The organism is Pseudomonas migulae (assembly GCF_043225285.1).
Taxonomy (GTDB): Bacteria; Pseudomonadota; Gammaproteobacteria; order Pseudomonadales; family Pseudomonadaceae; genus Aquipseudomonas; species Aquipseudomonas migulae_C.
Genome location: NZ_CP171224.1, coordinates 1155091 through 1172449, shown reverse-complemented (window position 1 = coordinate 1172449; position 17359 = coordinate 1155091). Strand labels below are relative to the sequence as shown.

At 60.1% G+C, this 17359-nt stretch carries 14 protein-coding genes, 3 tRNA genes and 1 riboswitch; of the genes, 15 read left to right on the top strand and 2 right to left on the bottom strand.

Annotated elements, in window-relative coordinates; all coding sequences use genetic code 11:
- Positions 1 to 48: 48 nt before the first annotated feature.
- The 7 genes from ACF6ZU_RS05425 to astE all read left to right on the top strand — a co-directional run bounded on the left by ACF6ZU_RS05425 (position 49) and on the right by astE (position 7889).
- Positions 49 to 1269, top strand: coding sequence for an aspartate aminotransferase family protein (locus ACF6ZU_RS05425; RefSeq protein ID WP_392890854.1), 1221 nt, complete (start codon positions 49 to 51; stop codon positions 1267 to 1269).
- A gap of 192 nt (positions 1270 to 1461) precedes the next feature.
- Positions 1462 to 2481 carry an arginine/ornithine succinyltransferase subunit alpha gene (aruF, locus tag ACF6ZU_RS05420; protein WP_392890853.1) on the top strand — a complete coding sequence of 340 codons (1020 nt, stop codon included), beginning with the start codon at positions 1462 to 1464 and terminating at the stop codon, positions 2479 to 2481.
- 73 nt (positions 2482 to 2554) lie between these two features.
- The gene (gene astA, locus ACF6ZU_RS05415; protein ID WP_392890852.1) at positions 2555 to 3580 is read left to right on the top strand and encodes an arginine N-succinyltransferase; all 1026 of its coding nucleotides are present in this window, start codon (positions 2555 to 2557) and stop codon (positions 3578 to 3580) included.
- Complete coding sequence (gene astD / locus ACF6ZU_RS05410; RefSeq protein WP_392893707.1) at positions 3577 to 5046, top strand: succinylglutamate-semialdehyde dehydrogenase; 1470 nt, start codon at positions 3577 to 3579, stop codon at positions 5044 to 5046. The genes astA and astD overlap by 4 nt, the downstream gene beginning before the upstream one ends.
- A 165-nt stretch (positions 5047 to 5211) precedes the next feature.
- Positions 5212 to 6558 (top strand): N-succinylarginine dihydrolase, encoded by a 1347-nt coding sequence (astB, locus tag ACF6ZU_RS05405; RefSeq protein WP_392890851.1) that lies wholly within the window; start codon positions 5212 to 5214, stop codon positions 6556 to 6558.
- 20 nt (positions 6559 to 6578) lie between these two features.
- Positions 6579 to 6866: a topoisomerase II gene (locus ACF6ZU_RS05400; RefSeq protein WP_095171555.1), complete on the top strand. Its 288-nt coding sequence runs from the start codon at positions 6579 to 6581 to the stop codon at positions 6864 to 6866.
- A gap of 12 nt (positions 6867 to 6878) precedes the next feature.
- Positions 6879 to 7889: a succinylglutamate desuccinylase gene (gene astE / locus ACF6ZU_RS05395; RefSeq protein WP_392890850.1), complete on the top strand. Its 1011-nt coding sequence runs from the start codon at positions 6879 to 6881 to the stop codon at positions 7887 to 7889.
- 148 nt (positions 7890 to 8037) lie between these two features.
- Here astE and ACF6ZU_RS05390 read toward each other — a convergent pair whose 3' ends face one another.
- Positions 8038 to 8547 carry a 6,7-dimethyl-8-ribityllumazine synthase gene (locus ACF6ZU_RS05390; protein WP_392890849.1) on the bottom strand — a complete coding sequence of 170 codons (510 nt, stop codon included), beginning with the start codon at positions 8545 to 8547 and terminating at the stop codon, positions 8038 to 8040.
- 102 nt (positions 8548 to 8649) lie between these two features.
- Positions 8650 to 8820, bottom strand: a riboswitch (FMN riboswitch).
- Between the two features lie 196 nt (positions 8821 to 9016).
- Between ACF6ZU_RS05390 and ltaE the strand changes: the two genes are divergently transcribed.
- The 7 genes from ltaE (at position 9017) to ACF6ZU_RS05355 (ending at position 14982) form a co-directional block, all read left to right on the top strand.
- Positions 9017 to 10021: a low-specificity L-threonine aldolase gene (ltaE, locus tag ACF6ZU_RS05385; protein ID WP_392890848.1), complete on the top strand. Its 1005-nt coding sequence runs from the start codon at positions 9017 to 9019 to the stop codon at positions 10019 to 10021.
- Positions 10022 to 10167: 146 nt separating this feature from the next.
- Positions 10168 to 12786, top strand: a complete 2619-nt coding sequence (gene alaS, locus ACF6ZU_RS05380) for an alanine--tRNA ligase (protein ID WP_392890847.1) — start codon at positions 10168 to 10170, stop codon at positions 12784 to 12786.
- A 91-nt stretch (positions 12787 to 12877) separates the two neighbouring features.
- Positions 12878 to 14119 carry an aspartate kinase gene (locus ACF6ZU_RS05375; protein ID WP_031319071.1) on the top strand — a complete coding sequence of 414 codons (1242 nt, stop codon included), beginning with the start codon at positions 12878 to 12880 and terminating at the stop codon, positions 14117 to 14119.
- 187 nt (positions 14120 to 14306) lie between these two features.
- Positions 14307 to 14495 (top strand): carbon storage regulator CsrA, encoded by a 189-nt coding sequence (gene csrA / locus ACF6ZU_RS05370; protein WP_002554426.1) that lies wholly within the window; start codon positions 14307 to 14309, stop codon positions 14493 to 14495.
- Between the two features lie 62 nt (positions 14496 to 14557).
- Positions 14558 to 14648: transfer RNA gene (locus ACF6ZU_RS05365), tRNA-Ser, on the top strand.
- Positions 14649 to 14756: 108 nt separating this feature from the next.
- Positions 14757 to 14833: transfer RNA gene (locus ACF6ZU_RS05360), tRNA-Arg, on the top strand.
- Positions 14834 to 14905: 72 nt separating this feature from the next.
- A tRNA-Arg gene (locus ACF6ZU_RS05355) sits at positions 14906 to 14982 on the top strand.
- 52 nt (positions 14983 to 15034) lie between these two features.
- On the opposite strand, the gene ACF6ZU_RS05350 is transcribed toward ACF6ZU_RS05355, so the two are convergent.
- On the bottom strand, positions 15035 to 15520 hold the full coding sequence (locus tag ACF6ZU_RS05350; RefSeq protein ID WP_392890846.1) for a cell envelope protein SmpA: 486 nt from the start codon (positions 15518 to 15520) through the stop codon (positions 15035 to 15037).
- Positions 15521 to 15840: 320 nt separating this feature from the next.
- Here ACF6ZU_RS05350 and mgtE point away from each other — a divergent pair, with 320 nt between their 5' ends.
- Positions 15841 to 17283 (top strand): magnesium transporter, encoded by a 1443-nt coding sequence (gene mgtE, locus ACF6ZU_RS05345; protein ID WP_392890845.1) that lies wholly within the window; start codon positions 15841 to 15843, stop codon positions 17281 to 17283.
- Positions 17284 to 17359 lie beyond the last annotated feature (76 nt).

Below are 17359 nucleotides of genomic sequence, written 5' to 3'. Positions count from 1 at the left end.
CCCATCGCTCGCCAGTTTCAGGCGGGTGTTCCTCTTCAGGAGACTCCGATGTCCGTTGAGCACGCTGCGGTAGAACGCGCCGATTTCGACCAGGTAATGGTTCCCAACTATGCGCCTGCCGCCTTCATTCCAGTGCGTGGCGCCGGTTCCCGCGTCTGGGACCAGTCTGGCCGCGAGCTGATCGACTTCGCCGGCGGGATTGCCGTCAACGTATTGGGCCATGCGCACCCGGCGCTGGTCGGTGCCTTGACTGAACAGGCGAACAAGCTGTGGCACGTGTCCAACGTGTTCACCAATGAGCCGGCCTTGCGCCTGGCCCATAAGCTGATCAACGCGACCTTTGCCGAGCGTGCGTTCTTCTGCAACTCCGGCGCCGAAGCCAACGAGGCTGCCCTCAAGCTGGCCCGTCGCGTCGGTTTCGACCGTGCCGGCACCGAGAAGTACGAAATCATCGCCACGGTCAACAGCTTCCACGGCCGCACCCTGTTCACCGTGAACGTCGGTGGCCAGCCGAAGTATTCCGACGGTTTCGGTCCGAAAATCACCGGCATCACCCACGTGCCGTACAACGATCTGGCGGCGCTGAAAGCGGCCATTTCCGACAAGACCTGTGCGGTCATCCTGGAGCCGATTCAGGGCGAAAGCGGTGTGATCCCGGCTGAACTCGAATACCTGCAAGGCGCCCGTGACCTGTGCAACGCGCACAACGCGCTGCTGATTTTCGACGAAGTGCAGACCGGCATGGGCCGTACCGGCCATCTGTTTGCCTACCAGCATTACGGCGTGATCCCGGACATCCTGACCAGCGCGAAGAGCCTGGGCGGCGGTTTCCCGATCGCAGCGATGCTGACCACCGAAGAGCTGGCCAAGCACCTGGTCGTCGGCACCCACGGCACCACCTACGGCGGCAACCCGCTGGCGTGCGCCGTTGCCGAAGCGGTGATTGACGTGATCAACACCCCGGAAGTGCTGGCCGGCGTCAACGCCAAGCACGACAAGTTCAAGGCGCGCCTGGAACAGATCGGCGAGAAATACGGCCTGTTCACCAAAGTCCGCGGCATGGGCCTGTTGATCGGTTGCGTGCTGAGCGATGCCTGGAAAGGCAAGGCCAAGGACGTCTTCAACGCTGCCGAGCGTGAAGGCCTGATGGTGCTGCAAGCCGGCCCGGATGTGGTGCGTTTCGCGCCAAGCCTGGTGGTGGAAGACGCCGATATCGATGCCGGCCTGGATCGTTTCGAGCGCGCTGCGGCAAAACTGACGCAAGCCTGATAGACCCTTCGACGCCTGACAATTCAGGCGTCGATCCAAATTTTGATGCCGGCCCCGCTTTTCTGTGGGAGTGAGCCTGCTCGCGATGGAGTGTCAGTCGACACCAATGTGGCTGACCCACCATCGCGAGCAGGCTCGCTCCTACAAGGGGTCGGCTTATTTTCCTCAAGAGTATGAGAAAGGAGTGACACCATGCTGGTGATGCGCCCCGCGCAAATGGCTGATCTGGGCGAGGTACAGCGTCTGGCTGCGGACAGCCCGATTGGTGTCACTTCCTTGCCGGATGACGTTGAACGCCTGAGCGACAAGATCGCCGCGAGCGAAGCCTCGTTTGCCGCTGAAGTCAGCTTCAACGGCGAAGAGAGCTATTTCTTCGTCCTCGAAGACACCGCCACCGGCAAACTCGCCGGTTGCTCGGCCATCGTCGCTTCGGCCGGTTATTCCGAGCCGTTCTACAGCTTCCGCAATGAAACCTTCGTGCACGCTTCCCGCGAGCTGAAGATTCATAACAAGATTCACGTGCTCTCCCAGTGCCACGACCTGACCGGCAACAGCTTGCTGACCAGCTTCTACGTGCAGCGCGAGCTGGTGGGTTCGCCGTGGGCTGAGCTCAACTCCCGTGGTCGTCTGCTGTTCGTCGCCAGCCACCCGGAGCGTTTTGCCGATTCCGTGGTGACCGAGATCGTCGGCTACAGCGATGAAAACGGCGACTCGCCGTTCTGGGACGCCATCGGTCGCAACTTCTTCGACCTCAACTACGCTGAAGCCGAGCGTCTGTGCGGTCTCAAGAGCCGTACGTTCCTCGCCGAGCTGATGCCGCATTACCCGATCTACGTGCCATTGCTGCCGGATTCCGCGCAAGAAGCGATGGGCCAGGTGCACCCTCGGGCGCAGATCACCTTCGACATCCTGATGCGCGAAGGCTTCGAAACCGATCACTACATCGACATCTTCGACGGCGGCCCGACCTTGCACGCTCGCGTTTCGGGGATCCGTTCGATCGCCCAGAGCCGCGTGGTGCCGGTGAAAATCGGCGAGACGGTCAAAGGCGTCGGCCGTCAGTACCTGGTGGCCAACGCCCAGTTGCAGGATTACCGCGCCGTATTGCTCGAGCTCGATTACGCGCCGGGCAAACCCGTGACCCTGGATCTGGAAGCGGCCGAAGCCCTGGGCGTCGGTGAAGGTGCCAGCGTGCGCCTGGTGGCGGTTTAACGCCTGCGTCAAAAAATGCCTGAAAAGCAGCGAGTTTCACGGGTGGCGCAAGCGGCCCGTTTGAGGAGATAGCATGATCGTTCGTCCCGTACGCAGCAGCGATTTACCCGCTCTGATCGACCTGGCCCGCAGCACTGGCACCGGCCTGACTACCTTGCCGGCCAACGAAGAGCGGCTGGCCCATCGGGTCGGCTGGGCCGAGAAGACCTTTCGCGGCGAAGCCGGGCGCGGCGACGCGGACTATCTGTTCGTGCTCGAAGACGACAACGGCCGTGTGGTGGGCATTTCCGCCATCGCCGGCGCGGTCGGTCTGCGCGAGCCTTGGTACAACTTCCGGGTGGGCCTGACGGTCAGCGCTTCGCAAGAGCTGAACATCTACCGCGAAATCCCGACGCTGTTCCTCGCCAACGACCTGACCGGCAACTCGGAATTGTGCTCGCTGTTCCTGCACGCCGATTTCCGCACGGGCCTCAACGGTCGCATGCTGGCCAAGGCGCGGATGCTGTTCATCGCCGAATTCCCGCAGCTGTTCGGCAACAAGATCATCGCCGAGATGCGCGGTGTGTCCGATGAAGCCGGGCGCTCGCCGTTCTGGGAAAGCCTCGGCCGGCACTTCTTCAAGATGGAATTCAGCCAGGCGGATTACCTGACGGGCGTGGGCAACAAGGCGTTCATCGCCGAACTGATGCCGAAATTCCCGCTGTACACCTGCTTCCTGTCGCCGGATGCGCGCAACGTGATCGGCCAGGTTCACCCCGACACCGAGCCGGCGCTGTCGATGCTCAAGAGCGAAGGTTTCAGCTACCAGGGTTACGTCGACATCTTCGACGCCGGCCCGGCGGTGGAATGCGAAACCGGCAAGATCCGCGCGGTGCGCGACAGCCAGGCACTGGTGCTGGCCATCGGCACACCGGGTGACGACGCCACGCCGTTCCTGATTCACAACCGCAAGCGCGAAGACTGCCGGATCACTGCCGCGCCAGCCCGCTTCGCCGCCGGTACTTTGGTGGTCGATCCGCTGACCGCCAAACGTCTTCAACTCAACGCCGGCGATCAGGTGCGCGCCGTTCCGTTGTCTGCTGCCCGGGAGTCGAAATAATGAATTCGTTATACATCGCAGGTGAATGGCTGGCCGGTCAGGGCGAAGCCTTCCAGTCGCTGAACCCGGTGACCCAGCAAGTGCTGTGGGCCGGCGAGGGCGCCACCGCCGCTCAGGTTGAGTCCGCCGTGCAAGCCGCGCGTCAGGCGTTCCCGGGCTGGGCCCGCCGCACGCTGGACGAGCGCATCAGCGTGCTGGAAGCCTTTGCCGCTGCGCTGAAAAACAACGCGGACGAACTGGCGCGCTGCATCGGCGAAGAAACCGGTAAGCCCCTGTGGGAAGCCGCGACTGAAGTGACCAGCATGGTCAACAAGGTGGCGATTTCGGTGCAGAGCTACCGCGAGCGCACCGGCGAGAAGAGCGGCCCGTTGGGCGACGCCACCGCCGTGTTGCGCCACAAGCCACATGGCGTGGTTGCGGTGTTCGGTCCTTACAATTTTCCTGGGCACTTGCCGAACGGCCACATCGTGCCGGCGCTGCTGGCCGGTAACAGCGTGCTGTTCAAGCCGAGCGAGCTGACCCCGAAAGTCGCCGAGCTGACGGTCAAGTGCTGGATCGAAGCCGGCCTGCCGGCGGGTGTGTTGAACCTGCTGCAGGGCGCTCGTGAAACCGGTATCGCCCTGGCGGCCAATCCAGGCATCGACGGTCTGTTCTTCACCGGTTCGAGCCGCACCGGCAATCATCTGCACCAGCAATTTGCCGGTCGTCCGGACAAGATCCTCGCGCTGGAGATGGGCGGTAACAACCCGCTGGTGGTCGATCAGGTCGCTGACCTGGATGCTGCCGTCTACACCATCATTCAGTCCGCATTCATTTCCGCCGGCCAGCGCTGCACCTGTGCTCGCCGCTTGCTGGTGCCGCAGGGCGCCTGGGGCGACACGCTGCTGGCGCGGCTGGTGGCGGTCAGCGCGACGATTGAAGTCGGCGCATTCGATCAGCAACCGGCGCCGTTCATGGGCTCGGTGATTTCCCTCGGCGCGGCGAAAGCCTTGATGGACGCGCAGGAACACCTGCTGGCCAACGGCGCGGTGGCGTTGCTGGAAATGACTCAGCCGCAGGCGCAGGCCGCGTTGCTGACACCAGGCATTCTGGACGTGACCGCTGTGGCCGATCGTCCTGACGAAGAGCTGTTCGGCCCGCTGTTGCAAGTGATCCGCTACGCTGATTTTGAAGCGGCCATCGCCGAAGCCAACGACACCGACTATGGCCTGGCGGCCGGTCTGCTGTCGGATTCCGAGGCGCGTTACCAGCAGTTCTGGCTGGAAAGCCGTGCCGGTATCGTCAACTGGAACAAGCAATTGACCGGCGCCGCGAGCAGCGCACCGTTCGGCGGCGTCGGCGCCTCGGGCAACCACCGCGCCAGCGCCTACTACGCGGCGGACTACTGCGCGTACCCGGTGGCCTCGCTGGAAACACCGAGCCTGGTGTTGCCTGCCACTCTCACGCCTGGCGTGAAAATGGCGTAGCGCCCAATCGCGAGCAGGCTCGCTCCTACAGTGATTTGTGTCTTACATAAAAATGTATGAACACCACCGACCCTGTAGGAGTGAGCCTGCTCGCGATAGCCGCGACGCGGTCTCAAAGAATAGTTACTGAAGCCTATAACAACAGATTCTCGTGGAGCCTCGCTGATGAAATCCTATGAAGTCAATTTTGACGGTCTAGTGGGGCCGACCCATAACTACGGCGGCCTGTCCTACGGCAACGTCGCGTCCCAGAGCAACAGCCAGCAATCCTCGAACCCGAAGGAAGCCGCGCTGCAAGGCCTGGCGAAAATGAAAGCGCTGATGGAAATGGGCTTCCAGCAAGGCGTGCTGGCGCCACAGGAACGTCCGGACGTGGCCGCCTTGCGCCGCCTGGGTTTCAGCGGCACCGACGCGCAAGTGATCGAGCGCGCCGCCAAGGACGCGATGCCGCTGCTGGTTGCCAGTTGCTCGGCGTCGAGCATGTGGGTGGCCAACGCCGCCACGGTCAGCCCGAGTGCCGACACTGCCGACGGTCGCGTGCATTTCACCGCCGCCAACCTCAATTGCAAATACCACCGCAGCATCGAACACCCGACCACCAGCCGCGTGCTGGGCGCGATGTTCGCTGACCAGAAGCACTTCGCTCACCACGCCGCCTTGCCGGCGGTGGCGCAGTTCGGTGACGAAGGCGCGGCCAACCACACGCGTTTCTGCCGTGAATATGGCGAAGCCGGCGTCGAGTTCTTCGTGTTCGGTCGCAGCGCGTTCGACACCCGCTACCCGGCCCCGCAGAAATACCCGGCACGTCAGACCCTCGAAGCCTCGCAAGCGGTTGCCCGTCTGCATGGCCTGAGCGACGACGGCGTGGTCTACGCCCAGCAAAACCCGTTGGTGATCGATCAGGGCGTGTTCCACAACGACGTGATCGCGGTGGGTAACGGCGAGGTGCTGTTCTATCACGAGGACGCGTTCCTCGACACCGACTCGATGCTGGCCGAGCTGCAAGGCAAGCTCGCCAAGGTCGGCGGGAACTTCCAGTCGGTCTGCGTACCGCGTTCAGCGGTCACGGTGGAAGACGCCGTGCGTTCCTACCTGTTCAACAGCCAGCTGCTGTCGCGTCCGGACGGTTCGATGCTGTTGATCGTGCCGGAAGAATGCCGTGGCAACGAGCGTGTCTGGCAATACCTGCAAGGCCTGACCAGCTCTGGCGGCCTGATCCGCGAAGTCAAAGTCTTCGATCTCAAGCAAAGCATGCAGAACGGCGGTGGCCCGGCGTGCCTGCGCTTGCGCGTGGCGCTCAATGAAACCGAACTGGCGGCGGTCAACCCAGGGGTTATCATGACGGCACCGTTGTACGGCACGCTGACCGCATGGGTCGAAAAGCACTACCGCGACCGCATGGCCGAAACCGACCTTGCAGACCCGCAATTGCTGCTTGAGTGCCGGACGGCACTGGATGAACTGACGCAAATCCTTAAACTGGGCGCGGTTTATCCATTCCAGATCAATTGAACGTCGAGAGCGTAAAACACATGAGCGATACCCTGCAGCTGATCCTTGAAGACACCGACGGCACGCAACTGGAAACTTCCTGCACCCGCGTCGCGGTCATTTGGCAAGGCAAAGAGCTGTGGATTCAGCATGACGGCCGCGGCCAACTGCTGATCGGCGTGGACGTCGAAGAAGGTGACGCTGAATACGCCAACCTGCTGCTGCGCCCATTGGCGACTAATCTGGTAAGTCTGCAACTGGAAATGGAACCGGCTGAAGTCGGTGACGAAGACCACGTGCACGGCCCGGATTGCAACCACGACCACTAAGGAATCCGCTCTATGCTCGCCCTCGGCAAACTGCTTGAACTGACCCTCGCCGGCCGTGAACCGGCGGAGAAGACTCAACTGACTGTCGAAGGCGTGCGGATGCGCTGGTTGAGCGAAGGTGCGCTGGAAGTCCGGCCACCTGAAGCCCGCGACAATGGCCTGGACCTGCTGCTTTCAGCAGGGATCCACGGCAACGAAACAGCGCCGATCGAGTTGCTCGATCGCCTGTTGCACGACATCGCCCGCGGCGACTTGAAGCCGCGCGCGCGTATTCTGTTCCTGTTCGGCAACCCGGAAGCGATTCGCAAGGGCGAGCGTTTCGTCGAGCAGGACGTCAATCGGCTGTTCAACGGCCGTCACGAACAAACCAGTGGCTCCGAAGCCCTGCGCGCCTGCGAGCTGGAGCGGCTGGCTGCCAGTTTCTTCAGCCTGCCTGATCGCGGGCGCCTGCATTACGACCTGCACACTGCCATTCGTGGCTCGAAGATCGAGCAGTTCGCGTTGTACCCGTGGAAGGAAGATCGCCAGCATTCACGTCTGGAACTGGCGCGCCTGCGGGCTGCCGGCATGGAAGCGGTGCTGCTGCAGAACAAGCCGTCGATCGTGTTCAGTTCCTACACCTACGACAAGCTGGGGGCCGAGTCTTTCACGCTCGAGTTGGGCAAGGCGCGGCCGTTCGGACAGAACGACGGGGTCAACGTCGGCCTGCTGGAAACCCGTCTGAAGCAGATCATCGAAGGCAACGAGCCTGAGCTGGAAGAAGCGTCGCTGGACGGTTTGCAGCTGTTCAGCGTGGCACGGGAAATCATCAAGCACAGCGACAGCTTCCGCTTGAACCTGCCAGCGGACATCGAGAATTTTTCGGAACTGGAAGTGGGTTATCTGCTGGCCGAAGACATCGCCCAGACCCGCTGGATCATCGAGGAAGAGGGCGCCCGGATCATCTTCCCGAACCCCAAGGTCAAGAACGGCCTGCGCGCCGGCATCCTGATCGTCCCGGCCACCGACGAAAACCTGGCCTGACCGCGACACAAATCCACCCTGTAGGAGCGAGCCTGCTCGCGATGAACCCGAGAACGCCGCGGGGAGCCAGGCTTCCCGCGTTATCGTTAACGACCATCGCGAGCAAGCTCGCTCCTACAGTTGGGTTTGATTGAAGCCAATACCTGTCTTAGACCGCTACCGCACGCGGCTCGCTGCGACGCAACGCCCGAATCTTTTGCAGCGTATCCGCGCAGGTCTTCGCCGCTTCCTGGCCCTTGTGCACGAAATGCTCGAAGAAGAACTTCTGGTGCTCTTCACCGGAGTGGAAGTGGTGCGGGGTCAGGGACACCGAGAACACCGGCACTTCGGTTTCCAGCTGAACCTGCATCAGGCCACTGACCACCGACTGGGCGACGAATTCGTGACGGTAGATCCCGCCGTCCACCACCAGGGCTGCCGCGACAATACCGGCATAACGGCCGGTCTTGGCCAGCAACTTGGCGTGCAATGGCATTTCAAAGGCGCCGCCGACTTCGAAGAAATCGATGTCGGATTCCTGATAACCCTGGGCAATCATTTCTGCGACGAAGCCCTTACGGCTCTGGTCGACGATTTCCTTGTGCCAGCAGGCCTGGATGAACGCAACGCGCTCGCCCTGATGGTTTTTGCTTTTGCTGTCGATTGCGGTGGGTTGCATGTTCTGACTCCTGTTTATGTATAAAACAGGGCATATGAATCGAATGGGATTTAAGGGTACGCACGCTCGCACGAATGCCTGCGGACGGCCCTTTGGCGCCAATCCCGTTCTCTCTTCATCCGGACTATGACCGTCGGCCCCGGGATCACACCGGGTCTGCTGACCTTGTCGCCAGTCACCGCCGAAGCCGTGCTGTCGCCAAGCGCTCGCGGGCTATGCGCATTGCGCGCAATTACCGCCGGTGGGGAGTTGCACCCCGCCCTGAGAACGTTTTGCCGACAGATTGTCTGGCGGCGCAGCGTTTTTAACACATATTTCCCGCAGGTGCATTCATGCTTTCAGATGATTGCCATCGATTTTTTGACTGGATAATCGAGCCTTTTCCTCGGCCTAGGGTTGATTATTCATCGTCATGACCGCAGTAATTCCTTCCTGAAAGGGATTTCCCCTGCTTACCGAGGCCAGATTCATGAGCGTTATCGATCTTCGCAGCGACACCGTCACCCAACCGACCCCCGGGATGCTCGACGCGATGGCCAACGCGGCCACCGGTGACGACGTCTACGGCGAAGACCCGACGGTCAACCGTCTGGAAGCGGAATTGGCGAAACGCTTGGGTTTCGCGGCGGCGTTGTTCGTGCCGACCGGCACCATGAGCAATCTGCTGGGGTTGATGGCGCACTGTGAGCGCGGTGACGAATACATCGTTGGCCAGCAGGCCCACACGTACAAATACGAAGGCGGCGGTGCGGCGGTGCTCGGTTCGATCCAGCCGCAACCGCTGGAAGTGCAGGCCGATGGCTCGCTGGACCTGTCTCAGGTGGCGTCGGCGATCAAACCGGACGACTTCCATTTCGCCCGCACCCGCTTGCTGGCACTGGAAAACACTATGCAGGGCAAAGTCCTGCCGCTGGAGTATCTGGCCCGGGCTCGGCGCTTCACGCGGGAACACGGCTTGCAACTGCACCTTGACGGCGCTCGCCTGTATAACGCAGCGGTCAAACTGGGCGTCGATGCGCGGGAGATCACCCAGCATTTCGATTCGGTGTCGGTCTGCCTGTCCAAAGGTCTGGGCGCGCCGATTGGTTCGGTGTTGTGTGGCTCGGTCGAGCTGATCGGCAAGGCGCGGCGCCTGCGCAAGATGGTCGGTGGCGGCATGCGCCAGGCCGGCCTGCTCGCGGCGGCGGGGCTGTATGCGCTGGATCACAACGTCGAGCGTCTGGCCGACGACCATGCCAACGCGCAGTTCCTGGCTGACGGACTGCGAGACGCCGGGTATGAGGTCGAGCCGGTACAGACCAACATGGTCTACGTGCAGATCGGCGACAAGGCTGAAGCGATCAAGGCGTTTGCCGCTGAGCGTGGCATCAAGCTCAGTGCCGCCGGTCGTCTTAGAATGGTCACGCACATGGACGTCAGCCGCGCGCAAATCGAGCAAGTCATCGCGACATTCGTCGAGTTTTCGCGCAACTGACAGCGTTAGCCGTCCAATTGACCGTTTCTATCGTATAAACACGCTGTACCCCGCGCGCAGGGCCGATATAATGCGGCCCTTTGCCGTCGCTTCGTCTGTTGACGTTTCGCACAGGCCTTTGGCCGCAGCCTCCGTGGAAGAACCTAATGAAAAGCGCAGAAATCCGTGAAGCCTTCCTTCGCTTCTTCGAAGAACAAGGCCACACCCGTGTAGCCTCCAGCTCTTTGATTCCGGGCAACGACCCAACCCTGCTGTTCACTAACGCGGGGATGAACCAGTTCAAGGACTGCTTCCTGGGCCAGGAAAAACGTGCGTACACCCGTGCGACCAGCAGCCAGAAATGCGTGCGTGCCGGTGGCAAGAACAGCGACCTGGAAAACGTCGGTTATACCGCTCGTCACCACACTTTCTTCGAAATGCTGGGTAACTTCAGCTTCGGTGACTATTTCAAGCACGACGCGATCACCTTCGCCTGGACCTTCCTGACCGGCGTTCTGAAACTGCCGAAGGAAAAACTCTGGGTCACCGTCTACGCCTCCGACGACGAAGCGTATGACATCTGGACCAAAGAGATCGGTGTACCGGTCGAGCGCATGATCCGCATCGGCGACAACAAAGGCGCGCCATACGCGTCCGACAACTTCTGGACCATGGGCGATACCGGCCCGTGCGGTCCTTGCACCGAGATTTTCTACGATCACGGCGACCACATCTGGGGCGGCCCACCGGGTTCGCCAGAAGAAGACGGTGACCGTTACATCGAGATCTGGAACAACGTATTCATGCAGTTCAACCGCACCGCCGATGGCGTGTTGCATCCGTTGCCAGCGCCGTCGGTGGATACCGGCATGGGCCTGGAGCGGATCAGTGCGGTGATGCAACACGTCAATTCCAACTATGACATCGACCTGTTCAAGAACCTGCTGAAAGCTTCGGCTGAAGCAATCGGCTGCGAAAATGGCGACCAGTCTTCGTTGAAGGTGGTTTCCGACCACATTCGTTCGTGCGGTTTCCTGATCGCCGACGGCGTGATCCCGTCCAACGAAGGTCGCGGTTACGTCCTGCGCCGGATCATCCGTCGTGCGTGCCGTCACGGCAACAAGCTGGGCGCGACCGGCAGCTTCTTCTACAAGATCGTTGCCGCGCTGGTGGCCGAGATGGGCGAAGCCTTCCCGGAACTGCAGAAGCAGCAAGCCAACATCGAGCGCGTGCTCAAGGCTGAAGAAGAGCAGTTCTCCAAGACCCTGGAGCACGGCCTGAAGATTCTCGAGCAGGATCTGCTGGAGCTCAAAGGCACCGTGGTGCCGGGCGACGTGGTGTTCAAACTCTACGACACCTACGGTTTCCCGATGGACCTGACCGCGGACATCGCCCGCGAGCGCAACCTGACCGTCGACGAAGCCGGCTTCGAACGCGAAATGGAAGCCCAGCGCGTCCGTGCCCGTTCCGCCAGTTCGTTCGGCCTGGACTACAACACCCTGGTCAAGGTTGACGTGGCCACCGAATTCACCGGCTACAACGCCACCAGTGGTTCGGCGAAAATTGTCGCTATCTATAAAGATGGCAAGTCGGTCGACGTCTTGAGTGAAGGCGAAGAGGGCGTGATCGTTCTCGATCAGACCCCGTTCTACGCTGAATCCGGGGGTCAGATTGGCGATTGCGGTTACCTGCAATCGAATAACGGCCGTTTCGACGTGCGCGACACCACCAAGACCGGTGGCGCGTTCCTGCATCACGGCGTGCAGGCCTTGGGCAGTCTGACCATTGGTTCGCCGGTCGAGACTCACGTCGAAGCCGACGTGCGTCACGCGACCTCGCTGAACCACTCGGCCACCCACTTGCTGCACGCTGCATTGCGCCAGGTGCTGGGCGATCACGTTCAGCAGAAAGGTTCGTTGGTCGACAGTCAGCGCCTGCGCTTCGACTTCAGCCACTTCGAAGCCATCAAGCCTGAACAGCTGAAAGCGCTGGAAGACATCGTCAACGCCGAGATTCGCAAGAACACCGCCGTTGAAACCGAAGAAACCGACATCGAAACCGCCAAGCAAAAAGGCGCCATGGCGCTGTTTGGCGAGAAGTACGGCGACAACGTGCGCGTGCTGAGCATGGGCGGCGATTTCTCCGTCGAGCTGTGCGGCGGCATCCACGCTAACCGTACCGGCGACATCGGTCTGCTGAAAATCATCAGCGAAGGCGGTGTGGCTTCGGGTGTGCGTCGTATCGAGGCAGTCACCGGTGCCGCGGCACTGGCCTACTTGAACGCAGCGGAAGAACAACTCAAGGAAGCGGCCAGCCTGGTCAAGGGCAGCCGCGACAACCTGATCGACAAGCTGTCGGCTGTGCTGGAGCGCAACCGTCTGCTGGAGAAGCAACTCGAGCAGTTGCAGGCCAAGGCGGCCAGTGCGGCGGGCGACGATCTGTCGGCTTCCGCTCTGGACGTCAAAGGCGTGAAAGTGCTGGCCGTGCGTCTGGACGGTCAGGACGGCAAAGCGCTGCTGGCGCTGGTCGATCAACTGAAAAACAAACTCGGCCGCGCAGTGATCCTGCTCGGCAGTGTCCATGAGGATAAGGTCGTTCTGGTTGCAGGCGTGACCAAAGACCTGACTGGCCAACTCAAAGCCGGTGATTTGATGAAGCAAGCCGCTGCGGCAGTGGGCGGGAAGGGCGGTGGTCGTCCAGACATGGCGCAGGGCGGTGGTACTGACGCTGGCGCACTGGATGCGGCATTGGCTCTGACTGTTCCATTTGTAGAGCAGGGTTTATAAGGCAGTGTGTCCGGCCCGCAGTCTAGTGGCGGGCCGGAACGCTGTTTGAGTGATTATTTGGGCGCCCTTCATGGGCAGAGGCGGCTTTGAAATGGCTTTGATCGTACAGAAATTTGGAGGCACCTCGGTCGGCACTGTCGAGAGAATCGAGCAGGTCGCCGACAAGGTTAAGAAATTCCGCGATGCCGGCGATGACCTGGTGGTTGTGCTGTCTGCAATGAGCGGCGAAACCAACCGTCTGATCGATCTGGCCAAGCAAATCAGTGGCGACGGCCAGCCGGTTCCACGTGAGCTGGACGTGATCGTTTCCACCGGTGAGCAGGTGACGATTGCACTGTTGGCCATGGCGCTGATCAAGCGCGGCGTGCCAGCGGTGTCCTACACCGGCAACCAGGTGCGGATCCTGACGGACAGCGCACACAATAAAGCGCGTATCTTGCAGATTGATGACCAGAAGATTCGCGGTGATCTGAAAGCAGGTCGCGTGGTGGTTGTCGCCGGTTTCCAGGGCGTCGACGAGCACGGCAACATCACCACCCTCGGTCGTGGCGGTTCCGACACCACCGGCGTGGCGCTGGCGGCAGCCTTGAAGGCTGACGAATGCCAGATCTACACCGATGTCGACGGCGTCTACACCACCGACCCGCGTGTGGTGTCCGTGGCTCAGCGCCTGGACAAGATCACCTTCGAAGAGATGCTGGAAATGGCCAGCCTCGGTTCCAAGGTGTTGCAGATCCGTGCGGTCGAGTTCGCCGGCAAGTACAACGTTCCGCTGCGCGTACTGCACAGCTTCAAGGAGGGTCCGGGCACCCTCATTACTATTGATGAAGAGGAAACCATGGAACAGCCGATCATTTCCGGCATCGCTTTCAACCGCGATGAAGCCAAGCTGACCATCCGTGGCGTGCCAGACACCCCGGGCGTTGCATTTAAGATTCTCGGCCCGATCAGCGCCGCGAACATCGAAGTCGACATGATCGTGCAGAACGTTGCGCACGATAACACCACCGACTTCACCTTCACCGTGCACCGCAATGACTTCCAGGCCGCACAGACCGTGCTGGAAAACACCGCTCGCGAGATCGGTGCCCGTGAAGTCGTTGGCGACATCAAGATCGCCAAGGTCTCGATCGTCGGTGTCGGCATGCGCTCCCACGCAGGCGTGGCCAGCCGCATGTTCGAATCACTGGCGAAAGAAAGCATCAACATCCAGATGATCTCGACCTCGGAAATCAAGGTTTCCGTGGTGATCGAAGAGAAGTACCTGGAACTGGCTGTGCGCGCTCTGCACACGGCTTTCGAACTCGACGCACCGGCCCGACAGGGCGAGTGATGCGTTAACCGAAGGGCGCGGTCTGACCGCGCCCTTTTGTTTTTTTGAATGGTGTGGCCCGAAGCTGTTCTTTTGCCCGCGCTAGTCAATACTCAGGCATGTAGGGCTACGACCGTTCAGGTTGTAGGTCGAGTGCCTTTTTTTTGCAGACTGTTGTCCCTGAAATGAAATGCGTGAGGAGAAAGGTATGCTGATTCTGACTCGTCGGTGCGCAGAAAGCCTGATTATTGGTGATGGCGAAATCACCGTGACCGTGCTCGGCGTCAAAGGAAATCAAGTGCGTATCGGTGTCAACGCCCCGAAAGAGGTTGCGGTCCACCGTGAGGAAATTTACCTGCGTATAAAGAAAGAGAAGGACGAAGAACCAAGCCATTAATTTTTATCGTTTTTTATGTTTGCAAACGGGGAAGAAGCTGGTTAATATACGCCCCGTGTTGCGGAGAGCTGGCCGAGTGGCCGAAGGCGCTCCCCTGCTAAGGGAGTACACCTCAAAAGGGTGTCGGGGGTTCGAATCCCCCGTTCTCCGCCATTATTTGCGTAGTACGTTGTAATCTGGCTTCTTCGGTAAGTTGTTGAAATTACTAGAAAAAAGCGCTTTACAAAAAGATTCGACGGCCTATAATGCGCGGCAACAAATGCACTCGTAGCTCAGCTGGATAGAGTACTCGGCTACGAACCGAGCGGTCACAGGTTCGAATCCTGTCGAGTGCACCATTTAAGAGTTGTTTGCAGTAATGTGAGCTACTCTGCTTCAACCAGTTGTGATCTGGTCTAAAAACACAAATTGCACTCGTAGCTCAGCTGGATAGAGTACTCGGCTACGAACCGAGCGGTCACAGGTTCGAATCCTGTCGAGTGCACCAAACACCAAAAAGCCCGCGTTTTACGCGGGCTTTTTGCCGTCTGGGATTTGGCTTATCCCTTCGTGCATCCTTTCTCATCAAAATCGACCAGTGCGCTACGACCGTGTTTGAGGTCGTAGCGATAGCTCGATGACGAATTCCGAACCGTGATCTTGTCGGGCTTGCCGAGCGCGCTTTCTACATCCTCCTGGCTCATTCCTGCGACCACTCGCTGATTGATGATTGCTTCGCGGCGTTCCCTGGCGTTGATCAGGTTGCCGCACTTGTCCTCGCTCTGGCCGACGACTGTCGGCGCTTTCCTTGTGTTTTTCATACTGGATGTTTCGCGTAGGTCTGCCTCAGGCATGAGCGCGATCGTGGTGCCGGGTGTGAAGGTGCGCACCTCCTGTAGCGAAAGGCTGTCTCCGGTCTCACAGCTCAAGGTGGTGAAGGTAATGCGGCCATTGGCTGACTCGCAGCGGTGAACGGTCGTGGCCCATGCGTCGAGGGGCAGGCAGAGCAGGGCGATCAGCAAAAAACAATGTGCATTCAATAGCATCAAACGTCCTCCATGACGGTCTGACTCAAGGGTAGCCGGTGCATTTTCCTGTGCCGGTGTGTTTTCTTTTCAGAATGAGTCGTCGCATTTTCATGGATCAGGACGGCGCTCAGGTTTGTCTCGCAAGCGCTTGTTTCAGCCGAGATTTTTTAACGTTTAAAAACGTCGGGCGGTGTATCATTGCGCCCGTCAGCCCCGCCGGGGCTTGTGGAATACCTCCATGGACTTACCCAGTAGAAATTCAGTAAACCGTTTTTCCAATCATGAATTGACTGATTGATCCTTCCGGCGTGCCCCGCTGCTGGGAGTGGAGTTCGCCTATGTCCGAAGTTGAAGTAAAGAAAACGCAAGAAAGCCTGCAGGACCGCCTCGCTCAAGTCGTTGAGCTGTTGCAGCGGCAGCGGGTGATTGAAGACCTGACTCACCGCCAGGAAGGCCCGCACAATGACCGGGTCGAGAACCTGGTTCACCGGCAGAACCTCGTCGAGCTGCAACGCAAGCTCGATGACCTGCACTCCGCCGACGTTGCCTACATCCTCGAAGCCTTGCCGCTGGACGATCGTCTGACGCTCTGGCAATTGGTCAAGGCCGATCGCGACGGCGACATCCTGCTTGAAGTATCCGACTCGGTTCGTGAAACCCTGATCGCCGACATGGACGATCACGAGCTCCTGGCTGCGGCCAAGGACATGGATGCCGACGAACTCGCTGACCTGGCCTCCGAGCTGCCGCGAGACGTCGTCCACGAGCTGATGGAAACCCTCGATGGCCAGCAGCGTGAGCGCGTCCGCTCCGCGTTGTCCTACGACGAGGAGCAGGTCGGTGCGCTGATGGACTTCGAGATGGTGACGATCCGTGAGGATGTCAGTCTCGAAGTGGTTTTGCGCTACCTGCGTCGTCTCAAGGAGCTGCCGGGCCACACCGACAAACTGTTCGTGGTCGATTACGACGGTGTGCTCAAGGGCGTGTTGCCGATCAAACGTCTGCTGGTCAACGACCCTGACAAACAAGTGTCGGAAGTCATGGCCAGCGATCCGGTAAGTTTTCACCCGGACGAAGACGCCTACGATGCCGCCCAGGCGTTCGAACGTTACGACTTGATCTCGGCCCCGGTGGTCGACAAGAACGGCAAGCTGATCGGCCGTCTGACCATCGATGAAATGGTCGACCTGATTCGTGAAGAGAGCGAAAACGAAGTTCTCAACATGGCGGGTCTGCGCGAAGAAGAAGACATTTTCGCCTCGGTGTGGAAATCCCTGCGCAACCGCTGGGCCTGGCTGGCAATCAACCTGATCACTGCATTCATTGCCTCCCGCGTGATCGGATTGTTCGAAGGCTCGATCGAGAAGCTGGTGGCGCTGGCGGCCTTGATGCCGATCGTGGCGGGTATTGGCGGCAACTCGGGTAACCAGACCATCACCATGATCGTTCGGGCCATGGCCCTGGACCAGGTGAGCACCGGTAACACGTCGCGCCTGATGCGCAAGGAATTGGCCGTCGGCCTGATTAACGGTCTTGTGTGGGGCGGTGTGATCGGTGTCGTTGCCTACCTGTTGTATGGCAGTTGGTCGCTGGGGGTGGTGATGACCGCCGCCATGACGCTTAACCTGTTGCTGGCAGCGTTGATGGGGGTGTTGATCCCCATGACCCTGGCGAAGATGGGGCGCGATCCGGCGATGGGGGCCAGCGTGATGATCACGGCCATGACGGACAGTGGTGGCTTCTTCATCTTCCTTGGCCTGGCGACCATCTTCCTGCTCTGATCCCCAGTCAAAACAAACCCGCCACTCGATTGCATTGGGTGGCGGGTTTTTTTATGCCCGAATTTCAGGCAAAAAA